At 69.9% G+C, this 20,480-nt stretch carries 19 protein-coding genes; 2 read left to right on the forward strand and 17 right to left on the reverse strand.

All coding sequences use genetic code 11. The features are described 5' to 3' along the window. The first annotated feature begins 3 nt into the window (after positions 1-3). Entirely contained in the window at positions 4-348 is a 345-nt protein-coding gene (locus FJ694_RS03470) for a hypothetical protein (protein WP_157264335.1), read from the forward strand. A 304-nt stretch (positions 349-652) separates the two neighbouring features. On the opposite strand, the gene FJ694_RS03475 is transcribed toward FJ694_RS03470, so the two are convergent. Continuing rightward, positions 653-1,306: a nitroreductase family protein gene (locus FJ694_RS03475; RefSeq protein ID WP_157264336.1), complete on the reverse strand. Its 654-nt coding sequence runs from the start codon at positions 1,304-1,306 to the stop codon at positions 653-655. A 298-nt stretch (positions 1,307-1,604) separates the two neighbouring features. Between FJ694_RS03475 and FJ694_RS03480 the strand changes: the two genes are divergently transcribed. After that, positions 1,605-2,555 (forward strand): aliphatic sulfonate ABC transporter substrate-binding protein, encoded by a 951-nt coding sequence (locus FJ694_RS03480; protein ID WP_157264337.1) that lies wholly within the window; start codon positions 1,605-1,607, stop codon positions 2,553-2,555. A gap of 99 nt (positions 2,556-2,654) precedes the next feature. On the opposite strand, the gene FJ694_RS03485 is transcribed toward FJ694_RS03480, so the two are convergent. The 16 genes from FJ694_RS03485 to FJ694_RS03560 all read right to left on the reverse strand — a co-directional run bounded on the left by FJ694_RS03485 (position 2,655) and on the right by FJ694_RS03560 (position 20,479). Continuing rightward, positions 2,655-3,521, reverse strand: a complete 867-nt coding sequence (locus tag FJ694_RS03485; RefSeq protein ID WP_157264338.1) for an MBL fold metallo-hydrolase — start codon at positions 3,519-3,521, stop codon at positions 2,655-2,657. A gap of 151 nt (positions 3,522-3,672) precedes the next feature. Then, positions 3,673-5,667: a family 2A encapsulin nanocompartment cargo protein cysteine desulfurase gene (locus FJ694_RS03490; protein ID WP_157264339.1), complete on the reverse strand. Its 1,995-nt coding sequence runs from the start codon at positions 5,665-5,667 to the stop codon at positions 3,673-3,675. Between the two features lie 15 nt (positions 5,668-5,682). Then, positions 5,683-6,636 (reverse strand): family 2A encapsulin nanocompartment shell protein, encoded by a 954-nt coding sequence (locus tag FJ694_RS03495; protein ID WP_157264340.1) that lies wholly within the window; start codon positions 6,634-6,636, stop codon positions 5,683-5,685. A gap of 226 nt (positions 6,637-6,862) precedes the next feature. After that, entirely contained in the window at positions 6,863-7,858 is a 996-nt protein-coding gene (epsC, locus tag FJ694_RS03500; protein ID WP_157264341.1) for a serine O-acetyltransferase EpsC, read from the reverse strand. Between the two features lie 243 nt (positions 7,859-8,101). Continuing rightward, positions 8,102-8,572, reverse strand: a complete 471-nt coding sequence (locus FJ694_RS03505; protein WP_157264342.1) for a rhodanese-like domain-containing protein — start codon at positions 8,570-8,572, stop codon at positions 8,102-8,104. Positions 8,573-8,675: 103 nt separating this feature from the next. Next, on the reverse strand, positions 8,676-9,143 hold the full coding sequence (locus tag FJ694_RS03510; protein WP_157264343.1) for a rhodanese-like domain-containing protein: 468 nt from the start codon (positions 9,141-9,143) through the stop codon (positions 8,676-8,678). A 451-nt stretch (positions 9,144-9,594) separates the two neighbouring features. Beyond that, a complete protein-coding gene (gene ssuD, locus FJ694_RS03515; protein ID WP_157264344.1) occupies positions 9,595-10,740 on the reverse strand; it encodes an FMNH2-dependent alkanesulfonate monooxygenase in 1,146 nt (381 codons plus the stop codon). A 40-nt stretch (positions 10,741-10,780) separates the two neighbouring features. Continuing rightward, complete coding sequence (locus tag FJ694_RS03520) at positions 10,781-11,992, reverse strand: acyl-CoA dehydrogenase family protein (RefSeq protein ID WP_198320710.1); 1,212 nt, start codon at positions 11,990-11,992, stop codon at positions 10,781-10,783. A 125-nt stretch (positions 11,993-12,117) separates the two neighbouring features. Beyond that, positions 12,118-12,771: a methionine ABC transporter permease gene (locus FJ694_RS03525; protein ID WP_157264346.1), complete on the reverse strand. Its 654-nt coding sequence runs from the start codon at positions 12,769-12,771 to the stop codon at positions 12,118-12,120. Next, complete coding sequence (locus FJ694_RS03530; protein ID WP_375140192.1) at positions 12,752-13,942, reverse strand: methionine ABC transporter ATP-binding protein; 1,191 nt, start codon at positions 13,940-13,942, stop codon at positions 12,752-12,754. Before FJ694_RS03530 ends, FJ694_RS03525 begins: the two co-directional genes overlap by 20 nt. An 8-nt stretch (positions 13,943-13,950) precedes the next feature. Beyond that, positions 13,951-14,760 carry a MetQ/NlpA family ABC transporter substrate-binding protein gene (locus tag FJ694_RS03535; protein ID WP_157264347.1) on the reverse strand — a complete coding sequence of 270 codons (810 nt, stop codon included), beginning with the start codon at positions 14,758-14,760 and terminating at the stop codon, positions 13,951-13,953. Between the two features lie 50 nt (positions 14,761-14,810). Further along, positions 14,811-16,169 carry an LLM class flavin-dependent oxidoreductase gene (locus FJ694_RS03540; RefSeq protein WP_157264348.1) on the reverse strand — a complete coding sequence of 453 codons (1,359 nt, stop codon included), beginning with the start codon at positions 16,167-16,169 and terminating at the stop codon, positions 14,811-14,813. 44 nt (positions 16,170-16,213) lie between these two features. After that, positions 16,214-17,494 carry an acyl-CoA dehydrogenase family protein gene (locus FJ694_RS03545; RefSeq protein WP_157264349.1) on the reverse strand — a complete coding sequence of 427 codons (1,281 nt, stop codon included), beginning with the start codon at positions 17,492-17,494 and terminating at the stop codon, positions 16,214-16,216. Between the two features lie 33 nt (positions 17,495-17,527). After that, positions 17,528-18,754 (reverse strand): acyl-CoA dehydrogenase family protein, encoded by a 1,227-nt coding sequence (locus FJ694_RS03550; RefSeq protein WP_157264350.1) that lies wholly within the window; start codon positions 18,752-18,754, stop codon positions 17,528-17,530. Positions 18,755-18,890: 136 nt separating this feature from the next. Then, positions 18,891-19,628, reverse strand: coding sequence for an ABC transporter ATP-binding protein (locus FJ694_RS03555; protein WP_157264351.1), 738 nt, complete (start codon positions 19,626-19,628; stop codon positions 18,891-18,893). Then, a complete protein-coding gene (locus FJ694_RS03560; RefSeq protein WP_157264352.1) occupies positions 19,625-20,479 on the reverse strand; it encodes an ABC transporter permease in 855 nt (284 codons plus the stop codon). The genes FJ694_RS03555 and FJ694_RS03560 overlap by 4 nt, the downstream gene beginning before the upstream one ends. Position 20,480 lies beyond the last annotated feature (1 nt).

The following is a 20,480-nucleotide window of genomic DNA, read 5'->3' on the forward strand; positions in this document are numbered from 1 at the left end:
ACGATGATGCTGTCCCCGATGAGCGCGCTGCGTGATGCACGGGCCGCGAGGAACCTCACGCCAATCGCGCGGCTGATCGACGAGATGCAAGCGTTGCCGGCCGAGTTCACAGCAATCGATAGCCATCTGCCCTCGCTTCGCATGCTCGCATGCTGTGACGTGACCGCTCGCGATCGCGGTGAGTGCTGCGGAGATGGTGCTGCCGCTGCTGACCGGGAAGGCATCAAGGCACCCGGAACCATTAACGCGTGCGGGTTGTGGGCGATGTTGAACCGGTTCGCGCACGACATGGGTGGACAGTTGACCAGGACTCGCCAGCAACCGTGGCGTGACAGCGCGATACCGTGACACCGGCGCCTTGACGCAGGTCTGCTATCGTCAAGACACGGAAGCGAAGCGTCGAGGCTGTTACTGGCAGGACGTCGTTCTTGATGACTCTGGCCGGTGGCTCTAATCAATCCTCGCAGCGCTTGTGAAGCCCTATGGAAAAACCACGGCATCGCGCGACAAAAGCTTCGAAGCTGTCGCTTCACAGCGTTTGCTCAAGACTGGATCTTCCGCGTAGCGACGCTGACCTTCGGTCCTTTCCTGGGGCATCTGACGAGGGTCACCCAACCGCGCCATCTCGCGATCCGCAGATACCGGCCCAAGTTCAGCTGGCGACCCTTTCCGCCCCTGTGAGCGAGGGCGCTGGGTCCACGTTCCTGTGTCGACCATTGAACGTGAAGCTGCCTTCCGCAACCAGCTGGTCCAGGGGCAGCCGCTGCGTCATCACCTCGCGGGCCTGGAGCGCCTCGGGCAGCACGTCCTGGTCGCTGCGCCAGCCGATGGCCACCATCGCCTCGATGGCGTGGTCCTCGGGAATGTCCAGCGCCTGGCGCAAGCGCTCGCGATCGAAACCGCCCATGGCATGCGCGTGCCAGCCCAGCAGCGTGGCCTGGAACGCCAGGCTGGCCCACGCCGCACCGGTGTCGAAGGAGTGGCTGCCGAGCGGCTGCGCCTGCAACTTGCCCGGTGGCGTCCAGGTCGTGCTCGACAGCACGGCCACCAGCACCGATGCCCGGTGCGCCCAGCTGCGGTTGTAGTCGTTGAGGGCATCGTGCAGCGGCTGCCAGGCCGGCGTGTCGCGCCGCCCGTAGATGAAGCGCCAGGGCTGGGCATTGAAGCTCGACGGGGCCCAGCGCGCCGCCTCGAACAGCGTCATCAGCGTCGCCGGCTCGATCGACTCGGCGTTGAACGCGCGCGGTGACCAGCGGCAGGTGAACATCGGGTCCACGGGGTACTCGGATTTGCGTTGCAGGCTCATGGCGGATGGCAGGGCAGGGGCCGCGCGTTCGCGGCCGTTGCGGGTAGGGTGCGCAAGGCGGATGCGCACCGGGCTACCGTAATCGCTGCCTCGTGGCCCAGGCAAATGACGAATTCCGATATGCAAGATCCCAGGCCGAGGGTTGCCGTTGAAGCTGCGGTCGCATCGTGGTGAACCGCGCCCACATGCCGCCGGCAGCCGTTCATGCGCCAGCGACATGAGCATGCGCGCATCGCGTCGTTCCCGCTGCTGGACCGGCCGCCTATGGTCGGTGCCAGTCCCATCTCACGTGTGAACCATGACCGACCGCCGCCACCTCCTTGCCGCCGCGCTGGCGCTGCCCGTCCTGTGGCCTGCCCGCGTGCGGGCCGCGCCCGAGCGGCTGCGCATCGGCTACCAGAAGTCGTCCACGCTGATGATCTGGCTCAAGAGCCGAGGCACGCTGGAGACGGCGCTGGCGCCGCTGGACGTGGACGTGAGCTGGCACGAGTTCACGTCGGGCCTGCCTCTGCTGGAGGCGCTCAACGTCGGCGCCGTGGACGTGAGCTCGGACGTGGCCGACGCGGTGCCTCCCTTTGCGCTGGCCGCCGGCGCGCGGCTGAGCTGCTGGGCCACCGAAGCGCCATCGCCGCAGGCGCAGGCGCTGGTCGTGCGCGCCGACTCGGGCCTGGCCCGCGTGGCGCAGCTCAAGGGCCGCAAGGTAGGTTTCGCCAAGGGCGCGGGCGCGCACTACCTGGTGCTGGCCGCGCTCAAGCGCGCGGGGCTGTCCATGCGCGACATCGAGCCGGCTTACCTCAGCCCGGCCGATGCGCGCGCGGCCTTCGAACGGGGCGACATCGCCGCATGGGCCATCTGGGACCCGTTCCTGGCCGCGGTGCAGCGCCAGTCCGGCGCGCGGCTGCTGACCGAGAGCGTGGGGCTGTCCGACTACCGGCGCTTCTACCTTGCCGGAAGCGCCTTCGCGCAGCGCCGCGGCGACGTGCTTGGCGTGCTCTTCGCCGAACTGCTGCGCGCCGGCGCATGGATCAAGCGCAACCCGGATGCTGCGGCGCAGTGGCACGCACCGGTGATCGGGCTGGACGCGGCCACGGTGGCCGCCGCCAACGCCCGGCGCAGCTACCAGGTGCAGCCCGTGGATGCCGACGGCCTGGCTGACCTGCAGCGCATTGCCGACGCCTTCACCAATGAAGGCGTGCTGCCACGCAAGGTGCACCTGGCCGAGCTGGGCGTGTGGCGCGCACAGCCGTAAGCGCTGGCCCATGTACGCCGCCGAGCCGTCGCGCGGGTGCTGGGGACCATGCCGCCGCCGGCGAGGGCCGATGCCAGGCCCCTGCGCTGCGCCGCGGCTTCAGAGCAGGTTGAGCGGGATGCGCAGGTACGACACGCCGTTGTCGTCCGGTGGCGGCAACTGGCCCGCGCGCACGTTGACCTGGATCGACGGCAGGATCAGCGCGGGCACGCCCAGCGAGGCGTCGCGCGCCTGGCGCATGGTCACGAAGGCGTCCTCGTCCACGCCGTCGCGCACGTGGACGTTGCGCCGGCGCTCTTCTTCCACCGTGGTTTCCCAGGCCGGCCCGCGCCCCGCAGGCGGGTAGTCGTGGCACACGAACACGCGCGTGGCCGACGGCAGCGCCAGCAGCCGACGAATGGAGCGATGCAGCGCCCGCGCATCGCCGCCGGGAAAGTCCGCGCGCGCCGTGCCCACGTCGGGCATGAACAGCGTGTCGCCCACGAACACGGCATCGCCCACCAGGTAGGCCATGTCCGCCGGCGTGTGTCCGGGCACGTGCAGCGCCGTGACCCGCAGGCTGCCGATGACGAACTGCTCCCCGTCGCGAAACAGGTGGTCGAACTGGCTGCCGTCAGGCAGGAAGCCGCGCTCCAGGTTGTAGAGCTTCTTGAAGGTCGCCTGCACCTCGCGGATGTGCTCGCCGATGGCGACACGGCCGCCCAGGCGCTGCTGCAGGTAGCGCGCGCCGGAGAGATGGTCGGCGTGGGCATGGGTCTCGAGGATCCATTGCACCGACAGCGCCTCGGACTTCACGTGGTCGGCGATGGCGTCGGCCGAGCGCGTATGAGTGCGGCCCGGCTTGATGTCGAAGTCCAGCACCGGGTCGATGACGGCGGCGCAGGCGGAGGCGGGATCGGCCACGACGTAGCTCACCGTCGAGGTGGCCGGGTCGAAGAACGGCTGGATGGCGATGCCGGCGTCCATGGAAAACCTCCTGCCCGTGAACGGCTCGAAAACAATATATAAATGAATATATTGTCGTCAACACCACACATCGGGCGTCCCGGGGGCACCGGCGCAGACAAGGCGGGCGAGGAATCGTCATCCCGGCACGGGCCGGGATGAGCAAAGCGCTTCAGCGCCGGCTGCCCGCCAGCTGGCGCACGACCTTCACCATGCGATCGACTTCCTCGCAGGTGTTGTAGAACGCCAGCGACGGCCGCACCGTGGTCTCCAGGCCGAATCGGCGCAGGATCGGCTGCGCGCAATGGTGGCCGGTGCGCACGGCGATGCCTTCCTGGTTCAGCGCCTTGCCGACCTCGTCGGTCGAATAGCCCGCCAGCACGAAGCTCAGCACGCTGGCCTTGTCGCGTGCCGTGCCGACGAGCCGCACGCCGGGAATGGGCTGCATCTGCGCCGTGGCGTATTCGAGCAGCGCGTGCTCGTAGCGCCCGATCGCCTCGATGCCGATGCGCTCCACGTACTCCAGCGCGGCGCCGAGGCCCACCGCGTCGGCGATGTTGCCGGTGCCAGCCTCGAAGCGCGTGGGCGGGCCGTGGAACACGGTGCGCTCGAAAGTCACGTCCGCGATCATGTTGCCGCCGCCCTGCCACGGCGGCATGTCTTCGAGCACCTCGCGCTTGCCGTAGACCACGCCGATGCCCGTGGGCCCGAAGATCTTGTGGCCGGAGAAGACAAGGAAGTCGGTGTCCAGCGCGCGCACGTCCACGCGCATGTGGCTCACCGACTGCGCCGCGTCCACCAGCGTGCGCACGCCGTGGCGGTGGGCGACGTCGATGATCTCCTTCACCGGCACCACCGTGCCCAGCGCGTTGGAAACCTGCGTCACGGAAACGATCTTCGTGCGGTCGTTGAGCAGCCGCTGGTACTCCTCCAGGATCACCTGTCCCGAGTCGTCCACCGGAATGACCCGCAGCTTCGCGCCCTTCTCGGCGGCGAGCTTCTGCCAGGGCACGATGTTGGCGTGGTGCTCCAGGTGGCTGACGATGATCTCGTCGCCCGCGCCGATGTTCCTGGCGCCCCAGGTCTTGGCCACGAGGTTGATGGCCTCGGTGGTGCCGCGCACGAAGATGATCTCCTCCACCGAGCCCGCGCCGATGAAGCGGCGCACGGTTTCTCGCGCGCCTTCGTAGGCGTCGGTGGCGCGCGCCGCCAGCTCGTGCGCGGCGCGGTGGATGTTGGAGTTCTCGTGCGCGTAGAAGTGCGCCAGCCGGTCGATCACGGCCTGCGGCTTCTGCGTGGTGGCCGCGTTGTCGAACCACACCAGCGGCCGGCCGTTGACGCGCTCGCGCAGGATGGGGAAGTCGCGCCTCACGGCGTGGACGTCGAAGGGCGGATGCGCCGCGGCGTTCACTTGCGGCGGTGCCTGCACCACGGCCGGCGTGGCGTGGTCCAGGAAGTAGAAGCCGCTGCCGCCGGCGGGAGCGGCCGGGGCGCGCGCCGGTGCTCCCAAGTCCAGCTGCGGCACGTCCAGGCCGGCCAGTGCGCCCAGCAGGGCATCGCCGCCCGGCGCGGGCGTGCGCAGCGGCGTCGCCACGGCGATGGCTTCGGGGCGCGGCTGGTCCAGGAAGTAGTAGGGCGCGCCCGCGGTCGCCGTGGCGCTGTCGCCGCGCGGCGCGGCCGTGTCCGGCGGCGAAGCCGCCGCGGCGGCCCGGGGTTCGCCCAGCACCAGGCTGCCGGCACGGCCGTCATAGCCGGGTGCCGCGCCCAGCACCAGGTCGGGCACGCCGTTGGGCGCCAGGGCATGCGGCACGCGCGCCGGCAGCGAGGCCGGCAGGTTGGCAGCCGATTGCGGCGAGGTCGGCACCGCCTGCTGGCCCGGCGGCAGGGCGCCCAGCGGCACGCTCGCCGGCGTGGCCGGACCGAAGCTGCCCGGCGGCGGCGTCAGACCCGCGGGCTGCGGGTGCGCCGGCGCATCCACACCCGCGAGCGCGGGCGAAGGCGAGGGGCCGCCTGGCAGGTCGAGCCCCGGCATCAGCCGCTGCAGCACCGAGCCGGCTCCGGGCTCCTGGCCTGGCAGCGCCTTGAACAAGGCGCCGGCCAGCTGCGCCAGCGCGGCCGCGTCGGGCAGGCCCGGCGGCGCGCCTTCGGAAGGGGGAAATTGCGGCATGGGCCGGCCCTCGCTTTACTTGTAGGTGTCCGGGTAGTCGTGGTACTTGCCGACTTCCACGTCCTCCAGCACCGCCAGCGCGTCGTCGCTCTGCACCGCCAGCGAGCAGTACAGGCTGATGAGGTACGAGGCGATGGCGTGCCGATTGATGCCCATGAAGCGCACCGACAGCCCCGGGCTCTGCTCGCCCGGCAGCCCGGGCTGGAACAGCCCGACCACGCCCTGCCGCTTGTCGCCCACGCGCAGCAGCAGGATCCTGGTCTTGCCGTCGGCCACGGGCACCTTGTCGCTGGGGATGAGCGGTATGCCGCGCCAGGTGATGAACTGCGAGCCGAACAGGCTCACCGTCGGCGGCGGCACGCCGCGGCGCGTGCACTCGCGCCCGAAGGCCGCGATGGCCAGCGGGTGGGTGAGGAAGAAGGCCGGCTCCTTCCACACCCGCACCAGCAGCTCGTCCATGTCGTCGGGCGTGGGCGCGCCGGTGAGCGGGTAGACGATCTGGTCCGGGTGCACGCTGGCCAGCAGCCCGTAGTCCGGGTTGTTGATCAGCTCGTTCTCCTGGCGCTCCTTGATCGTCTCGATGGTCAGGCGCAGCTGCTCCTTGATCTGGTCGTGCGGGCTGCTGTAGAGGTCGGAGACGCGGGTGTGCACGTCCAGCACCGTGCTCAGCGCGGTGAGCTGGTATTCGCGCGGGTTGTCCTCGTAGTCCACGAAGGTCTGCGGCAGCTCGGCCTCGTCGCGCTTGGCGCAGGCCACCTTCACGTCCCTGGGGTTGCGCACCTTGTTGAGCCGGTACACGCCGGCTTCCACCGGCAGCCACTGCAGCAGGTGCGTGAGCCAGCGCGGCGTGATGGTGGGCAGGATCGGCGTGCTCTTGGTCGTGGTGGCCAACTGCCGCGCCGCGGCGTCGCCCAGCGTGGTGTGGGCGGAGGAAGGATCGGCCGTCACGGGATCGGCGGGATGGTTCATTCAGGCTCTCCTGGGCGTGCAAGCCGGGCTTGCGAAATGGAATCGTGGAACTGCGAAGACCTCAACCGCGCTTGCCGCACGGGCGAGCGCATCCGCACGCGTGCAGTCAAGGCGTGAGGACGGGAAGACAGGAGGCGTCGCGCGCCGGGCGCGCGGCGCATCGGATGGGGCCTGCCGGCCCCGGCATCAGGGCGGCGGCCCGGAACGTGGCGCGACCGGTGAAAGCTCAGCCGGCCGGCGCATGGCTGCGTCCTTCCTCGCGGGTCTGCGCCTGCGTCACGTGGCTGCCCGGCGCCACGCTGCGCGTGAGCCAGACGTTGCCGCCGATGACGGAGCCGCGCCCGATCGTCACGCGGCCCAGGATGGTTGCGCCGGCATAGATCACCACCTCGTCCTCGACGATGGGGTGGCGCGCGCCGCCCTTGTGGAGGTGGCCGTCCGCGTCGGTCTCGAAGCGCTTGGCGCCCAGCGTGACCGCCTGGTATAGCCGCACGTTGGCGCCGATGCGCGCCGTCTCGCCGATGACGACGCCCGTGCCGTGGTCGATGAAGAAGCCCGGCCCGATGCTGGCGCCGGGGTGGATGTCGATGCCCGTCTCGCCATGGGCCAGCTCGGCCACCATGCGCGCCAGCAGCGGCACGCCCAGCCCGTAGAGCCGGTGCGCGATGCGGTGGTGGATCATGGCGTGGATGCCCGGATAGCACAGCAGCACCTCGTCCACGCTGTGCGCCGCCGGGTCGCCGTGGTAGGCCGCAAGCACGTCCGAGTCGAGCAGCGCGCGGATGCCCGGCAACGCCGCGGCGAAGTCGCGCACCACTTGCACCGCCCGCTGCGCGACGTCAGCCTGCGCCGCGCCGTCGGGCAGCGGCGCACCGCGCTGCGCCTGGCGCTGGCGGTGCAGCAGCTCCAGCTTCACCTGCTGCAGCAGCGCACCCAGCACGGCGTCGAGCGTGTGGCCGACGTAATAGTCCTCGCTTTCCTGGCGCAGCTCCGGCGGACCCAGCCGCATTGGAAAGAGGGCGCCGCAAAGCCCGGCCACGATGCCGGCCAGCGCCTCGCGCGAGGGCAGCTCGCGCGCGCCGATCTCGCGCAGCCGCTGCTGCGATTCGCGCCAGCGCTGGCGTGCCTGCCGCAGCTCCGCCACGACGGCACCCAGCTCCAGATCCGGCCCTGCACCGCAGCCGTTCAGGCCGGTGCTTCCCCAATCGTTCTTGTCGTTCATTCCTGGCCCAGCGTCGGTCGCAGCCTCGGTGCCAAAGCAACCGAAGGCGCAGGTCCATGGCGTTGGCGCACCGCATGGATTCGGTGCACCAGAGCGGCGCAACCTCCACGTTGGTTGAGGTCGGCAACCGCCTTATGCGCTCATCTCTCCAAGCTCATTCATTCTGTGTCTAAAGATTAGCGCCGTTCCCGCGGCTTGGGAAACGCGCAATTCGCATAAGCAATTTGCAGTTGCATGCATGCCCTAATCTTGTATCCAGGGCAGTCCATGCCAGCGCCAGCCGTTGACGTGGCCGCGCTGCCGGGCCGGGTCATGGCTTCCCTCGAAGCCTTCGAGCACGTTGAAGGCGAACAGGAAGCCGGCCCTGGTCGCGGCTTCGGCCGCCTGCGCCGAGCGGTTGCCGCTGCGGCACAGCAGCAGTACCGGCAGCTCCTTGCGCACCTTGGCTTCGAGCTCGCGCGCGAAGCGCGGGTTGCGCGTGAGCGCCGTGCCGCTGGCCCAGGGCACGTGCAGGCTCTCGGGCACGCGCCCGACGAAGACCCGCTCCTCGTGCGTGCGCACGTCCACCAGCGTCGCGACGCCGGCCTGCGCCAGGCCCCAGGCGTCGGCAGGCGGTACGCCGCCAGCGTAGGGCAGCCCCGCAGCCTGCGCCTCGGCACGGATCCGGGCAAGCGTGGGATGCAGCAACAGCAGCTCGGCCAGCACGGCGGTCATGGAGGTCTCCTCGTTGTGTGGATCAACCCCCGCACCGGGGCAAACCATCTGCCTGAAGGCTCCGCAACGCGCCCGGCCGGCAACGCGCCGGTGGCCGCACCCTTCAATCCTGAACCCAGGGCAGGCCGTGGAAGCGCCAGCCGTCGGCCCTGCCGCGCTGCTGCCCAGCATCGAGATCGCCCTCGAAGCCCTCGAGCACGTTGAAGGCCAGCGCGAAACCGGCCTTGGCCGCGGCCTCGGCCGCCAGCACCGAGCGCTTGCCGCTGCGGCACAACAGCAGCAGCGGCTGGTCCTTGCGCACCTTGGCTTCGAGTTCGCGCGTGAAGCGCGGGTTGCGCGTGAGCGCCGTGCCGGTGGCCCAGGCCACGTGGAGGCTGCCCGGCACCAGCCCGACGAACTTGCGCTCCTCGGCGCTGCGCACGTCCACCAGCGTGGCGTGGCCCGACTGCGCCAGGGCCCAGGCCTGTGGCGGCAGCACGCCGCCGGCGTAGGCCAGCCCGGTGCGGTGCGCGAGCCGGCGCGTCTCTTCGAGCACGGGATGCAGGAACACTTCGTTGAGCACTGCGGACATGGGGCGGTCTCCTGGGATGTTTGAGGGAGCTGACCTGATGGCTGGCTTGCAGCGTAGGAGGGCGCCGTCCGGGCCGGAACGAAACAATGCTTGGATCGATACAACCAAAGCGAGGATCGAAGCAGGACATTCGTGTTTCCGTCCCACCATGACGGGTGCAGCATCAACCGATCGCCGTGGCGGTTCGCGTAAGGGGTCGCTTGCGGGCCGGCGTTCGTGGCCACCGTGGCGGGTTCGGCCCGCAAGCGGGCCTCCTACCGGCGCTGGCCGGCCGCACGGTCTTCCTGCGGCTGTATCGGATCAGCCCCGCGCCAACACCCGCCGCGAATTGCCGGCGAAAAGCGTCTCCAGGACGGCGTCCTTGAATCCGAGCCGCTGCGCATCCTCGATGCCCTGGCCGATGGGGCGAAACGGGTACGAGGACCCGAACAGCACCTGCTCGCCCAGGAGACTAGGCTGCCTTCCGTTGCGTAGCGTCCTCGCCCGCGCGCACGTCGAAGGCGCCGCCGGTGAGCGCGCGGTCGCGCAGCGTCACCGGCTGCTTGCCCGGCAACAGCGGGAACACCAGCTCGGCGAATCGGATGGCTTCTTCCAGGTGCGGATAGCCCGACAGCACGAAGCTGTCCACGCCCAGGTCCGCATACTCCTTCAGCCGCGCCGCCACGGTCTGGGCGTCGCCGACCAGCGCCGTGCCCGCGCCGCCGCGCACCAGCCCGACACCGGCCCACAGGTTGGGGCTGATCTCCAGCTTGTCGCGCCGCCCGCCGTGCAGCGCCGTGATGCGCTGCTGGCCCACGGAATCCATCTTCGCGAAGTTGGCCTGCGCGGCGCGGATGTCGTCGTCGCTAAGCTTGCTGATGAGGCTGTCGGCAGCGGCCCAGGCCTCTTCGCTGGTCTCGCGCACGATCACCTGCAGCCGCACTCCGAAGCGCACCGTGCGCCCATGGCGCGCGGCGCGCTCGCGCACGTCGGCGATCTTCTCGGCCACCGCCGCGGGCGGCTCGCCCCAGGTGAGATAGGCGTCCACATGCTTGGCCGCCAGCTCGTGCGCCGCGGGCGAGGACCCGCCGAAGTACAGCGGCGGATGCAGCTGCTGCACCGGCTCGAAGTAGTTGCGTGCACCTTCGAGCTTGAGGTGCCTGCCCTCATGGTCCACGGTCTCGCCCTGCAGCAGCCGCTTCCACACGCCCAGGAACTCGTCGGCCACCTCGTAGCGCTCGTCGTGCTTGAGGTACACGCCCTCGGCGGCCAGCTCGGCCGCGTCGCCGCCGGGCACCACGTTGAGCAGCAGCCGGCCCTTGAGCGCCTGGTCCAGCGACGCCGCCTGCCGCGCCGAGGCGGTGGGGCCGCTGATGGAGGTGCGCAGCGCCACCAGCAGCTTGATGCGCTGCGTCACCGGCACCAGGCTCGCCGCCGTCACCCAGGGGTCCAGGCACGAGGCGCCGGTGGGAATCAGCAGCCCGTCGTAACCCAGGTTCTCGGCCGTCACGGCGATCTGCCGCATGTACTCGTTGGTGGCGGGGCGGCCGAAGTCGGACTTGCCCAGGTAGCGCGTGTCGCCCGAAGTGGGCAGGAACCAGAAGATGTCGAGGCTCATGGCGGTCTCTTCGTCGTGAATGTCAGGAAGATCAGCAAGATCAGGAATAGGACGTCGGCTCGGGGAAGCGGCCGGTGAGGGCATGCCGCCCCAGGTCGCGCAGCTTGTAGTCGATGGGGTCGTGCAGCGTGTGCACGCGCGCGTTGCGCCAGAAGCGGTCCAGGCCGAGCCGGCCGCTGGTCGCGCTCGCACCCATCAGCTCGAACACCTGGCTGCTGACCTCGATGGCAGCACGGTGCGCCACGGCCTTGGCCTGCGCCACGGCAATGGCGACCTCGCCGCGCTCGGCGGCCGTGACGGCATCCCCGCGCGCCAGCGCCGCGTCGATGCGCTGCGCCGCCAGGTCCGCCAGCACTTGCGCTGGCCGCACCAGCAGCGACAGCTCACCGTAGCGGTGCTGCACGTAGGGGTCGTCCACGGCGCTGGCCACGCCCGAGGCGAAGAAGGGACGCGACGACTCGCGCGTGTAGCGCAGTCCCTGCGCCAGCGCGCCTTGCGCGATGCCGACGTACAGGTTCACCAGGATCAGCTGCGCCAGCTGCGAGCGCAGCGTGGCGCGCGGCGTGAGCACCGTGCCCGGGCGCACCAGCACCTGCTCCGGCTCGATGCGCACCCGCTCGAACAGCACCGTGCCGCTGTCGGTCTGCTTCTGGCCGAAGGCGTCCCAGTCGGCGCGCACCGACAGGCCCGGCGCGTCGCTGGGCAGCGCCGCGATCAGCAGCGCCTGCGAGGCCTCGTGCCAGGCCGAGAAGGTGAGCCGGTCCGCGCCCACCGAGCCGGAGCAGTAGCTCTTGGGCCCGGTGACGACGAAGCCCTCGCCCTCGCTCACCGCCAGCGCGCTCTTGTCGTTGGGATTCAGGGCGTTGCCCCAGAACAGCCGCCCGCGCACCGTGGGGCGCAGGAAGAGCTCGTGCTGCTCGGGTCCTCCGTACAGCAGCACGGTCGCCACCTGCAGGTGGTGGAAGGCGTAGAGGTGCGCCAGCGCGCTGTCGGCTTGCGCCAGCCGGCGCAGCCCCTGGTGGAAGGTCTGCCAGGAGTGGCCCCAGCCGCCGAGGTCGCGCGGCGTGGTGATGTCGAGCAGTCCGCTGGCGCGGATCAGCTCGCGCTCGGCCCGCGCATGGCCGCCGCGCTGGTCGCGTGCGACGGCGGTCTCTTCCAGCGCCTGGGCCAGCGCATCGGTTGCGAGCGCGACCTGTTCCTGGGTGACGAGGTGGGGCGTTGCGCTGCCGTGGTGGGTGTCGTGATGGGCCATCTTCCTGCCAAGCATTTCGAATCAGCCCAGTCTAGGAATCGGCCATCGCGGACGGCAACGACGCATTCCGCCCTTGCATATGAGCCGGCCGGCGATGTGGCCCGGCCCCGGGCTTCAGCGCGCCCTCAGCGTGCCTTCAACCGCCGCACCCACCAGTCGCCGGCGAGCTGCACTGCGCTCACCAACGCGACGAGCACCACCAGCACCACGGCCATCACGGTCGTGTCGAAGCGCTGGTAGCCGTAGCGGATGGCCAGGTCGCCCAGCCCGCCCGCGCCCACGGCACCGGCCATGGCCGAGGCGCCAATCATCGACACCACCGTGATCGTGAACCCGCCCACGATGCCAGGCAGCGCCTCGGGCAGCAGCACGTGGCGCACGATGTGCCAGCGCCGGCAGCCCATGGCCTGCGCCGCCTCGATCAGGCCCGCGTCCACCTCGCGCAGGCTGACCTCGGCAATGCGCGCGAAGAAGGGCGTGGCGCTGATGGACAGCGGCACCACCGCGGCCCAGATGCCGATGGTCGTGCCCGTGATCAGCCGCGTCAGCGGGATCAGCGCCACCAGCAGCACGATGAAGGGCGTGGCGCGGAAGGCGTTGACGATGGCGCCGGCCACGCGGTTGAAGCGCGGCCACGGCAGCACGCCACCCGGCGCCGTGAGCACCAGCAGCACCGCCAGCGGAATGCCCGCCAGCAGCGCGATCAGCGCCGAGGTGCCGACCATCAGCAGCGTGTCGAAGAAGGCCTCGACGAGGCGCTCAAGCATGATCGGCGACATGTCCCAGCTCCGTGGCGTGGTGGCACAGGCCGCGCACCGCCAGCTCGGCGGCAGGCAGCGCGGACGCGGTGGCGATGACGAGGCGCCCATGCCCGTGGCCCTGGATGCGGTCGATGCCGCCGTGCAGCAGCCGCACCGGCGCGTTCAGCGCGGCGGCGATGAGCGCCAGGTCCGGCTCGATGCCGCCTTCGCCCGTGAAGCCCAGCTCCAGCACGCGCCGGCTCGGCACGCCGGCTGGGGCCTGGGCCTGCAGCTTCTCCAGCAGCTCGGCCGGCAGCGCCTGCTCCAGCGGCCGCAGCAGCGCACGCGTGGCCGGGTGCGCGGGCGCGCCGAACACCTTCCACACCGGGCCGGACTCGGCGATGCGCCCACGCTCCAGCACCACGACCTCGTCGCATATCTCGCGGATCACGCCCATCTCGTGCGTGATCAGCACCACCGTCAGGCCCAGGCGGCGGTTGATGTCGCGCAGCAGCGCCAGGATCGATTGCGTGGTTTCCGGATCCAGCGCCGACGTGGCCTCGTCGCACAACAGGATCTCCGGGCCGTGCGCCAGCGCGCGGGCGATGCCCACGCGCTGCTTCTGCCCGCCCGAGAGCCGCCCCGGGTAGGCCATCTGCTTGTCGGCCAGACCCACCAGCTCCAGCAACTCGGTGACGCGCCGAGTGACGTAGCCGGGCTGTGCGCCGGCCACGCGCAGCGGCAGCGCGACGTTGTCGAACACCGTCTTGGCCGACAGCAGGTTGAAATGCTGGAAGATCATCCCGATGCGGCGGCGCAGGCGCACGAGATCGTCCTCGCCCAGCGCGGCGATGTCCTGCCCGTCGATCAGCACCCGGCCCTGCGTGGGTTGCTCCAGCCGGTTGATGGTGCGCAGCAGGCTCGACTTGCCCGCACCGCTGCGCCCGATGATCCCGACGATGCGCCCGGCCGGGATGTCCAGCGTGATGTCCGCCAGCGCCTGCACCGGGCCGGCGGCGGATTCGTAGGTTTTGCTCAACGCTTCGAAGCGCACTGAGCCCGCGGCATGTTGGGCCATGGCCGCGCCGTCATGGGCAGCCGCCTCCGGCGCCTTCGCGCCGGATTCCGGCCGCGCGTTACGCGCCCCGGTGCCCGCCGATCCGGGCATGAAGCGGGACCACGGCGCCAGCGTCCATTGCTTGGCTGTCATGGCGCGGCTCACTGGTTCAGCCACGGCAGCGAGTACAGCTTCGCGTCGTTGCCGAAGAGCCTGTGGACCTCGTTGCGCACCGCCCTGGACTCCTGGAAGATCTTCACGAACTTGCCGATGCGCGGGTCGTTGGCGTTGTCCTGCCGGGTCACGAAGCGGATGGCGAAGACCTGGTCGGCCACGCCGGTGTAGAGCAGCCCCGATCCCGCCACCTGCGGCTTGCCGGCGCTGACGAAATGCGCGGGAATGCCCTGCGCCAGGTCCACGTCGTCGATGGCGCGCACCAGCTGCGGCCCCTCCACCTCGACCAGCTTGAGCTTCTTCGGATTGGCGACGATGTCGTTGACCGTGCCGCGAACGCCCACGCCGTCGCGCAGCTTGATGAGGCCGGCCTTCTCCAGCAGCGACAGGCCCCGGCCCTGGTTCACCGGATCGCTGGCCACGGCGACCTTGGCGCCGTCCTTGAGCTCGTCGAACTTCTTGATGCGGTAGGAGAACAGGCCGATGTTGGGCAGCACGCCGATGCCGGCGACGGCGAACTTGTAGCCACGCTCCTTGACGGCATTGTCCAGGAAGGCCTGGTGCTGGAAGTAGTTCAGGTCCAGGTCGCCGGCCTGGAGCGCGGTGTTGGGCGTGGTCCAGTCGGTGAACTCGATCACCTTCACGTCCAGGCCCTGCTTGCGCGCCTCGCGCGCTGCGGCCTCCATGGTGTCGGCATGCACGCCGGCGGAGGCGCCGACCTTGAGCGTTTGTGCCTGCGCGGCGCCCCAGACGAAGAAGCCGGCCAGGAAGGAGAGGAGGAGTCGGGAGGGTTTCATTGGTGTGCTTTCAAGTGGGGAAATCGGTCGGTAAGCGGTGGTGGGGAGGGTCAGCCTGCGCGCCGGAAGCGCGCGGCGGCGTGGCGCTCGGGCAGGCGGTCGCCCGCGCCGAAAAGCTTCTGGCGCAGCGTCCCCGGTGCGTAGGCGGTCTTGTGCAGGCCCCGGTCCTGCAGCGCGGGCACGACGATGTCCACGAAGTCCTCGAAGCTTTCGGGCACCACCGTGCGCGCCAGGTTGAAGCCGTCGATGCCGGTGTCTTCCACCCAGGACTGCAGCGCGTCGGCTACCTGGGAGGCATCGCCGACGATGGCCGGGTAGCGGCCACCCAGGCGGAAGTGCTCCAGCAGCTTGCGGCGCGTACCGCCCAGGTGCTCGATGGCCTTGGCGGCGGACTGGATCGCGTTCGTACCCTCCAGCCGGATCGGGTCGTCCAGCCCGTAGCGCGAGAGGTCCACGCCCACGCTGGCCGAGAAGTGGGCCAGCCCAGCCTCGGGGCTGGCATAGCGGGCGTACTCGTCGTGCCGGTCGCGCGCTTCCGCGGCGGTGCGGCCGGGCACCACGGTGATGGCCAGCACGATCTTCACGTCCTCCGGCCGGCGCCCGGCCTCCTGTGCCGCGCTGCGCAGCGCCTGCACCGTGCGCCGCACCACGCCCTTGTCGCTGCCGGCAATGAAGATGGCCTCGGCATGCCGGGCGGCGAAGCGCTGCCCGCGCCCCGAGGTGCCCGCCTGGTACAGCACGGGCGTGCGCTGCGGCGAGGGCTCGCTCAGGTGCACGCCCTCCACGTCGTACCAGCGGCCGTGGTGGCGGATCGGGTGCACCTTCGACGGGTCGGTGAACACGCGCGCCGCCTTGTCGCGGCGCACCGCGCCGTCCTCCCAGCTGCCTTCGAGCAGCTGGTAGATGACGTCCAGCGCCTCGTCGGCCCGGTCGTAGCGCTCGTCGTGCACGATCTGGTTGTCCAGGCCGATGGCTCGCGCCGCGCTGTCCAGGTAGCCCGTGACCACGTTCCAGCCGAAGCGGCCGCGCGTGAGCTGGTCCAGCGTCGAGAAGCGCCGCGCCAGCAGGTACGGGTGCTCGGACAGCGCGTTGACCGTCACGCCGAAACCCAGGTGCGAAGTCGCCGCCGCCATGGCCGACACCAGCAGCATCGGGTCGTTGATGGGCAATTGCACCGCTTCGCGCAGCGTCAGGTCCAGCCCGCCGTCGTACAGGTCGTACGCGCCCAGCACATCGGCAATGAAAATGCCGTCGAACAGCCCGCGCTCCAGCGTGCGCGCCATGCCGGTCCAGAACTCCAGCGTGTTGTATTCGCCGCTGCGGTCACGCGGATGCGTCCACAAGCCATGGTTGATATGGCCCACGCAATTTTCATTGAACGCGTTGAGGATGATGGGTCGATTCGGCATGGAAAATGTCTGTTCGGTGGAGCGAATGCTGAAATCTCAGAAACTCAGGGCGTCACGGGCTCGGCGATTCCAAGGGTTTCAGCCCGGATGGCGGGCGACTCCGGAATTGCAATTCCGGTATCGGGCGCGACGGTACTGGCGGCAGCCGGCGCGCGCTGGCGCTGCGTCGCCTGCCGCGCCAGGTTGGCAACCACCATGTCGTTTTGCGGGGGGTTGTACAGCCCGCACTGCACGTCCCGAAGATAGCGCTCCAGCGGGTATTCCTTCGACAAGGCATGCCCGCCGGCAATGCCCATGGCCAATTCGACGATGCGCGCGGCATTCTGCGTGACCGTGGTTTTGGTAATGGCCACCTCGTCGGCCAGCCGGTGCCGAATGTCGGCATAACGCTCCCAGCGCTCGGCCAATCCATACAGCAGGGCTTTGCTCGCTCCCAGCAGCAGCTCAATTTCGCCGAGTTTCAACTGCACCTGCGGCGCATCGAGAATGCTGCCGCCCAGGCTGGCCGAATGGCGGCCGTTGGCAAAAGCCAGGATGAAATCGCGCGCCGCCGTGGCGATGCCGAGATAGACCGCCGCGATCTGCAGGCCGAAGGCACGGCTGCCCGTCGTGAAACTGCCGGACTTTCCCGGAATGAAATCATTGAGCCGGGCTTCGAGCGGCACCAGCACGTCGTCGAACTCGATGTCGTGGCTGGCCGTGGCACGCATGCCCAGGCTGTTCCAGTTCTCGATCACGCGCACCCGTGCGGACCGGGGCACCAGAAATTCCGCGGTGCGGTCTTCCTCCTCGATGAAGGCATAAATGACCATCTGGTCCAGGGCCGGCGCCGCGGAGCAGAACGCCTTGCGGCCCCGGATCAAGTAACCCTCGGCCGTGCGCCGCGCCGTGGTGGTGGGCTGCGCGCCGCGCAGCAGGTTTCCGGCATCGCGCTCGGTGATCAATATGTTGATCAAATGCCCCTGCTCGACCACGTCCCGGCACAGTTTCTCGAATACCGGCCGGGGCCACTGCAGCTCGAAGCTCAAATAGCCGAAAGCCATCAAATGCCATCCCAGCGCCAGCGCGGTGGCGCCGCTGCCCTGCGCCAGGCGCTCCTGGAACAGCAGCAACTGATAGAGCGTCAGCCCCTGGCCGCCAAGGCTGCGCGGGATCATCAAACTGAATGCCCCGCGCCGGCGCAGGAGGTCAAAATGCTGAAAGGGAAATTCGCCGGAAGCATCGAAGGCTGCCGCCGTGCCGGCAATTTCCGCCGCCAGTTCCTGGGCAAGGGCGGCAACGGCTTCGTCGCCTGCATGGCGCAACGTCACGTCATTGAAAGGCATGGGAATACTGGACTATGGCCATCCGGGAGAAACTCAGAACAGCCCGGAGGTCGGCGGCGTGATGCCGTCGAGGTGCCAGGCCCCCACCACCGCGGCTTTCCAGTGGCGCGGGTTGTGATTGGCCACCGTGCGGGCATTGCGCCAATGTCGGTCGAGATTGTGCTTTCGCGCGGTCGTGGAGGCGCCGCCCACGTCGAATATCAATTCCGATGCGCGCAGCGCCGATTCCGCCGCAATGAATTGCGCCTGCGCCACGTCGATGGAGGCGCGCACGATGGAATCGTCCTCCAATCCCGCGGACCAGGCGGCATCGATGCTGTCCGCGGCCCGCAACACCACAGCCTCGGCCGCATAGGCCAGGGCGGAAATCTGTCCCACCGAAAATCGAACGTAAGGGTCGTCCACCGAGCGCGAGGCGGAGCTGTGCTTGATGGGCCGGGCATGGTGCCGGGCGAAATGGACGGCATCTTCCAGCGCATTGCGCGCCACGCCCGCCTCCACCGCGGCCAGGAACAATTGCGCGAAGGGCGGGACGATGGAGCGGCTGGCGGTTCCGCTCGGGTTGGCCGGCGCGGGCACGATGTCCTCCTCGCGCACCAGCACGTCCACGAGGTTTGTCGTGCCGCTGGCCGTCAGGCGCTGGCCCATGGCGTCGAAATCATCGACCAATTCCAGGCCAGGCCGCTCGCGCGGCAGCATGAAGCGGATTTCCCGGCCGCCGTCGTCCAGCGCCACCGCGCTGATCCAGTCGGCGTACAGGCTGCCCGTGGAGTAATACTTGCTGCCGCTGGCGCGGTAATGATCGCCGTCGCGCACGATGGTGGCACTGACGGCCCCGTTGGCGCCGCCTATCTCCCAGCCGGCATTGCCGAAGACGTCGCCACGCAAATAGCGCGGCAGCCAGCGTTTCAGCAGGGATTCGTCGCCAGCGGCCAGCAGGCTCTCGATGAACAGGAAACTCGGCCGCAAGGCCTGCGCGATGTTGGAATCGGCGGCCGCCACGTCGATCACGAATTGCACCGTCTCGCGCACCGTCGCACCCGGTCCGCCCTGGGAACGCGGAATGCGCCAGGTCAGCAGCCGCTCGCTGCCGAGGCGGCGGATCTGCTCGTGCGGCAGAATGCGCTCGCGCTCCCTTTTCTCGGCTCCCTGCCGTATTTCTGCCAACAGGGTTGCGGCACGCTGCTTCAAATCGCCGACGGTCCGGAAAGCATCCAGCCCTCCTGCAGTGAGCGCATGTTCGATGGTAATTTCGGTCATGGTGGCGCGCGGCCTTCTTGATCTGTTGAGATGAATTGCTTGGTCGGGGTGAATGAGCCAATATATTCACCACGGCACATTTGAATGAACGAAGGTATTTGCATTTCAATATTCATGCCGATCCAGATTCGACGGTTCAAAAGGCATGCACCTCGTGCAGCGCGCGGCGCACTGCCGCCGCTGCGGCAGCGCAGGCCTGGTCGTCCCGGTCGCGCGGGTGTTCGACCGGCACTTCGACCTGGGCCGCGACGTGGCCGGGGTCGCTGCGCAGCACCAGCACCCGCTCGCCCAGCGCCACGGCCTCGTCGATGTCGTGCGTCACCAGCAGCACGCCGATGCGGTGCGCCCGCACCAGGCGCAGCAGCAGCGCCTGCAGCTTCACGCGGGTGAAGGCGTCCACGGCGGAGAAGGGTTCGTCCAGCAGCAGCAGGCGCGGCTGCACGAACAAGGCGCGCGCCAGCGCCACGCGCTGCGCCTGCCCGCCCGAGAGGTCGCGCGGCAGGCGCTCACCCAGTCCGGGCAAGCCGACCTCGGCCAGCAGCGTCTCGATGCGGGCCCGGTCCTGGGCCGAGCCCCGGCCGTCGAAGCCAATGTTCTGCGCCACGCTCAGCCACGGGAACAGGCGCGGCTCCTGGAACACGATGCGGATCGCCGTGGACGGCGCCGCCACCGCGCGGCCATCCAGGCGCACCGTGCCCTCGAAGTCCTGGTCCAGCGCCGCCACCAGGCGCAGCAGCGTGCTTTTGCCGCAGCCGCTGGCGCCCACCAGCGCGGCGATCTCGCCCTCGCGCAGGCTCAATGCCAGGTCGCGCAGCACCTCGCGGCCACCCAGGCGCTTGCGGTGCACCTGTACCTCCAGCAGCGGAGCACTCATCGCCGCGTCTCCAGCGTGTCGCGCCAGGCCAGCCAGCGCCGCTCCAGCGCAGCCATGCCGCCGTCGCTGAGCTTGCCCAGCAGCGCCAGCAGCACGATGGCCGCGAGGACGATGTCGGCGCGGCCGGTTTCGCGCCCGTCGGTGAGCAGGTAGCCCAGTCCGCGCGTGGCGGCGATCAGCTCTGCGGCGACCATGAACATCCAGGCCAGGCTCAAGCCGTTGCGCAGGCCCGTCATCACCGCGGGCAGGGCGGCGGGCAGCAGCACGCGGCGCACCAGCGCCGGGCCGCCAAGGCCCGACATGCGCGCCACCTCGATCAGCTTGCGGTCCACGTCGCGCAGCCCCGAGGCCACGCCCATGTAGACCGGGAAGAAGGCGCCGATGGCGATCAGCGCCACCTTCGCCCCCTCGTCGATGCCCAGCCACAGCAGCAGCAGCGGCACCCAGGCCAGCGACGGGATCGCGCGCAGCGCCTGGAAGGCCGGGTCGATCAGCGCCTCGGCCCGGGCCGACAGCCCCACCAGCGCGCCCAGCGGCACGGCCAGGCCCGCGCCCAGCGCGAATCCCGCCGCCACGCGCAGCGTGCTGGCCAGCAGGTGCGCGCCCAGGCCGCGCTCGAACAGCTCGCCCAGCGTGCGCACGATGGCCGAGGGCGGCGGCAGCAGGTGCGCCGGCATCCAGCCGGCACGCACCACGGCTTCAACCGCCGCCAGCAGCGCCAGCGGCAGCAGCAGGCCCAGCCAGCGCGGTGGGCGGGAGCGCGCCGCCGACGAGGGAGAGTCTTGCCGCGGCGCATCGGCCGCCGCCAGGCGCGGTGCCGCGGCCGGCACGGCCGGGTCGAGCGACGACATC

Source organism: Azohydromonas aeria (assembly GCF_009760915.1).
GTDB classification, from domain to species: Bacteria; Pseudomonadota; Gammaproteobacteria; order Burkholderiales; family Burkholderiaceae_C; genus Azohydromonas; species Azohydromonas aeria.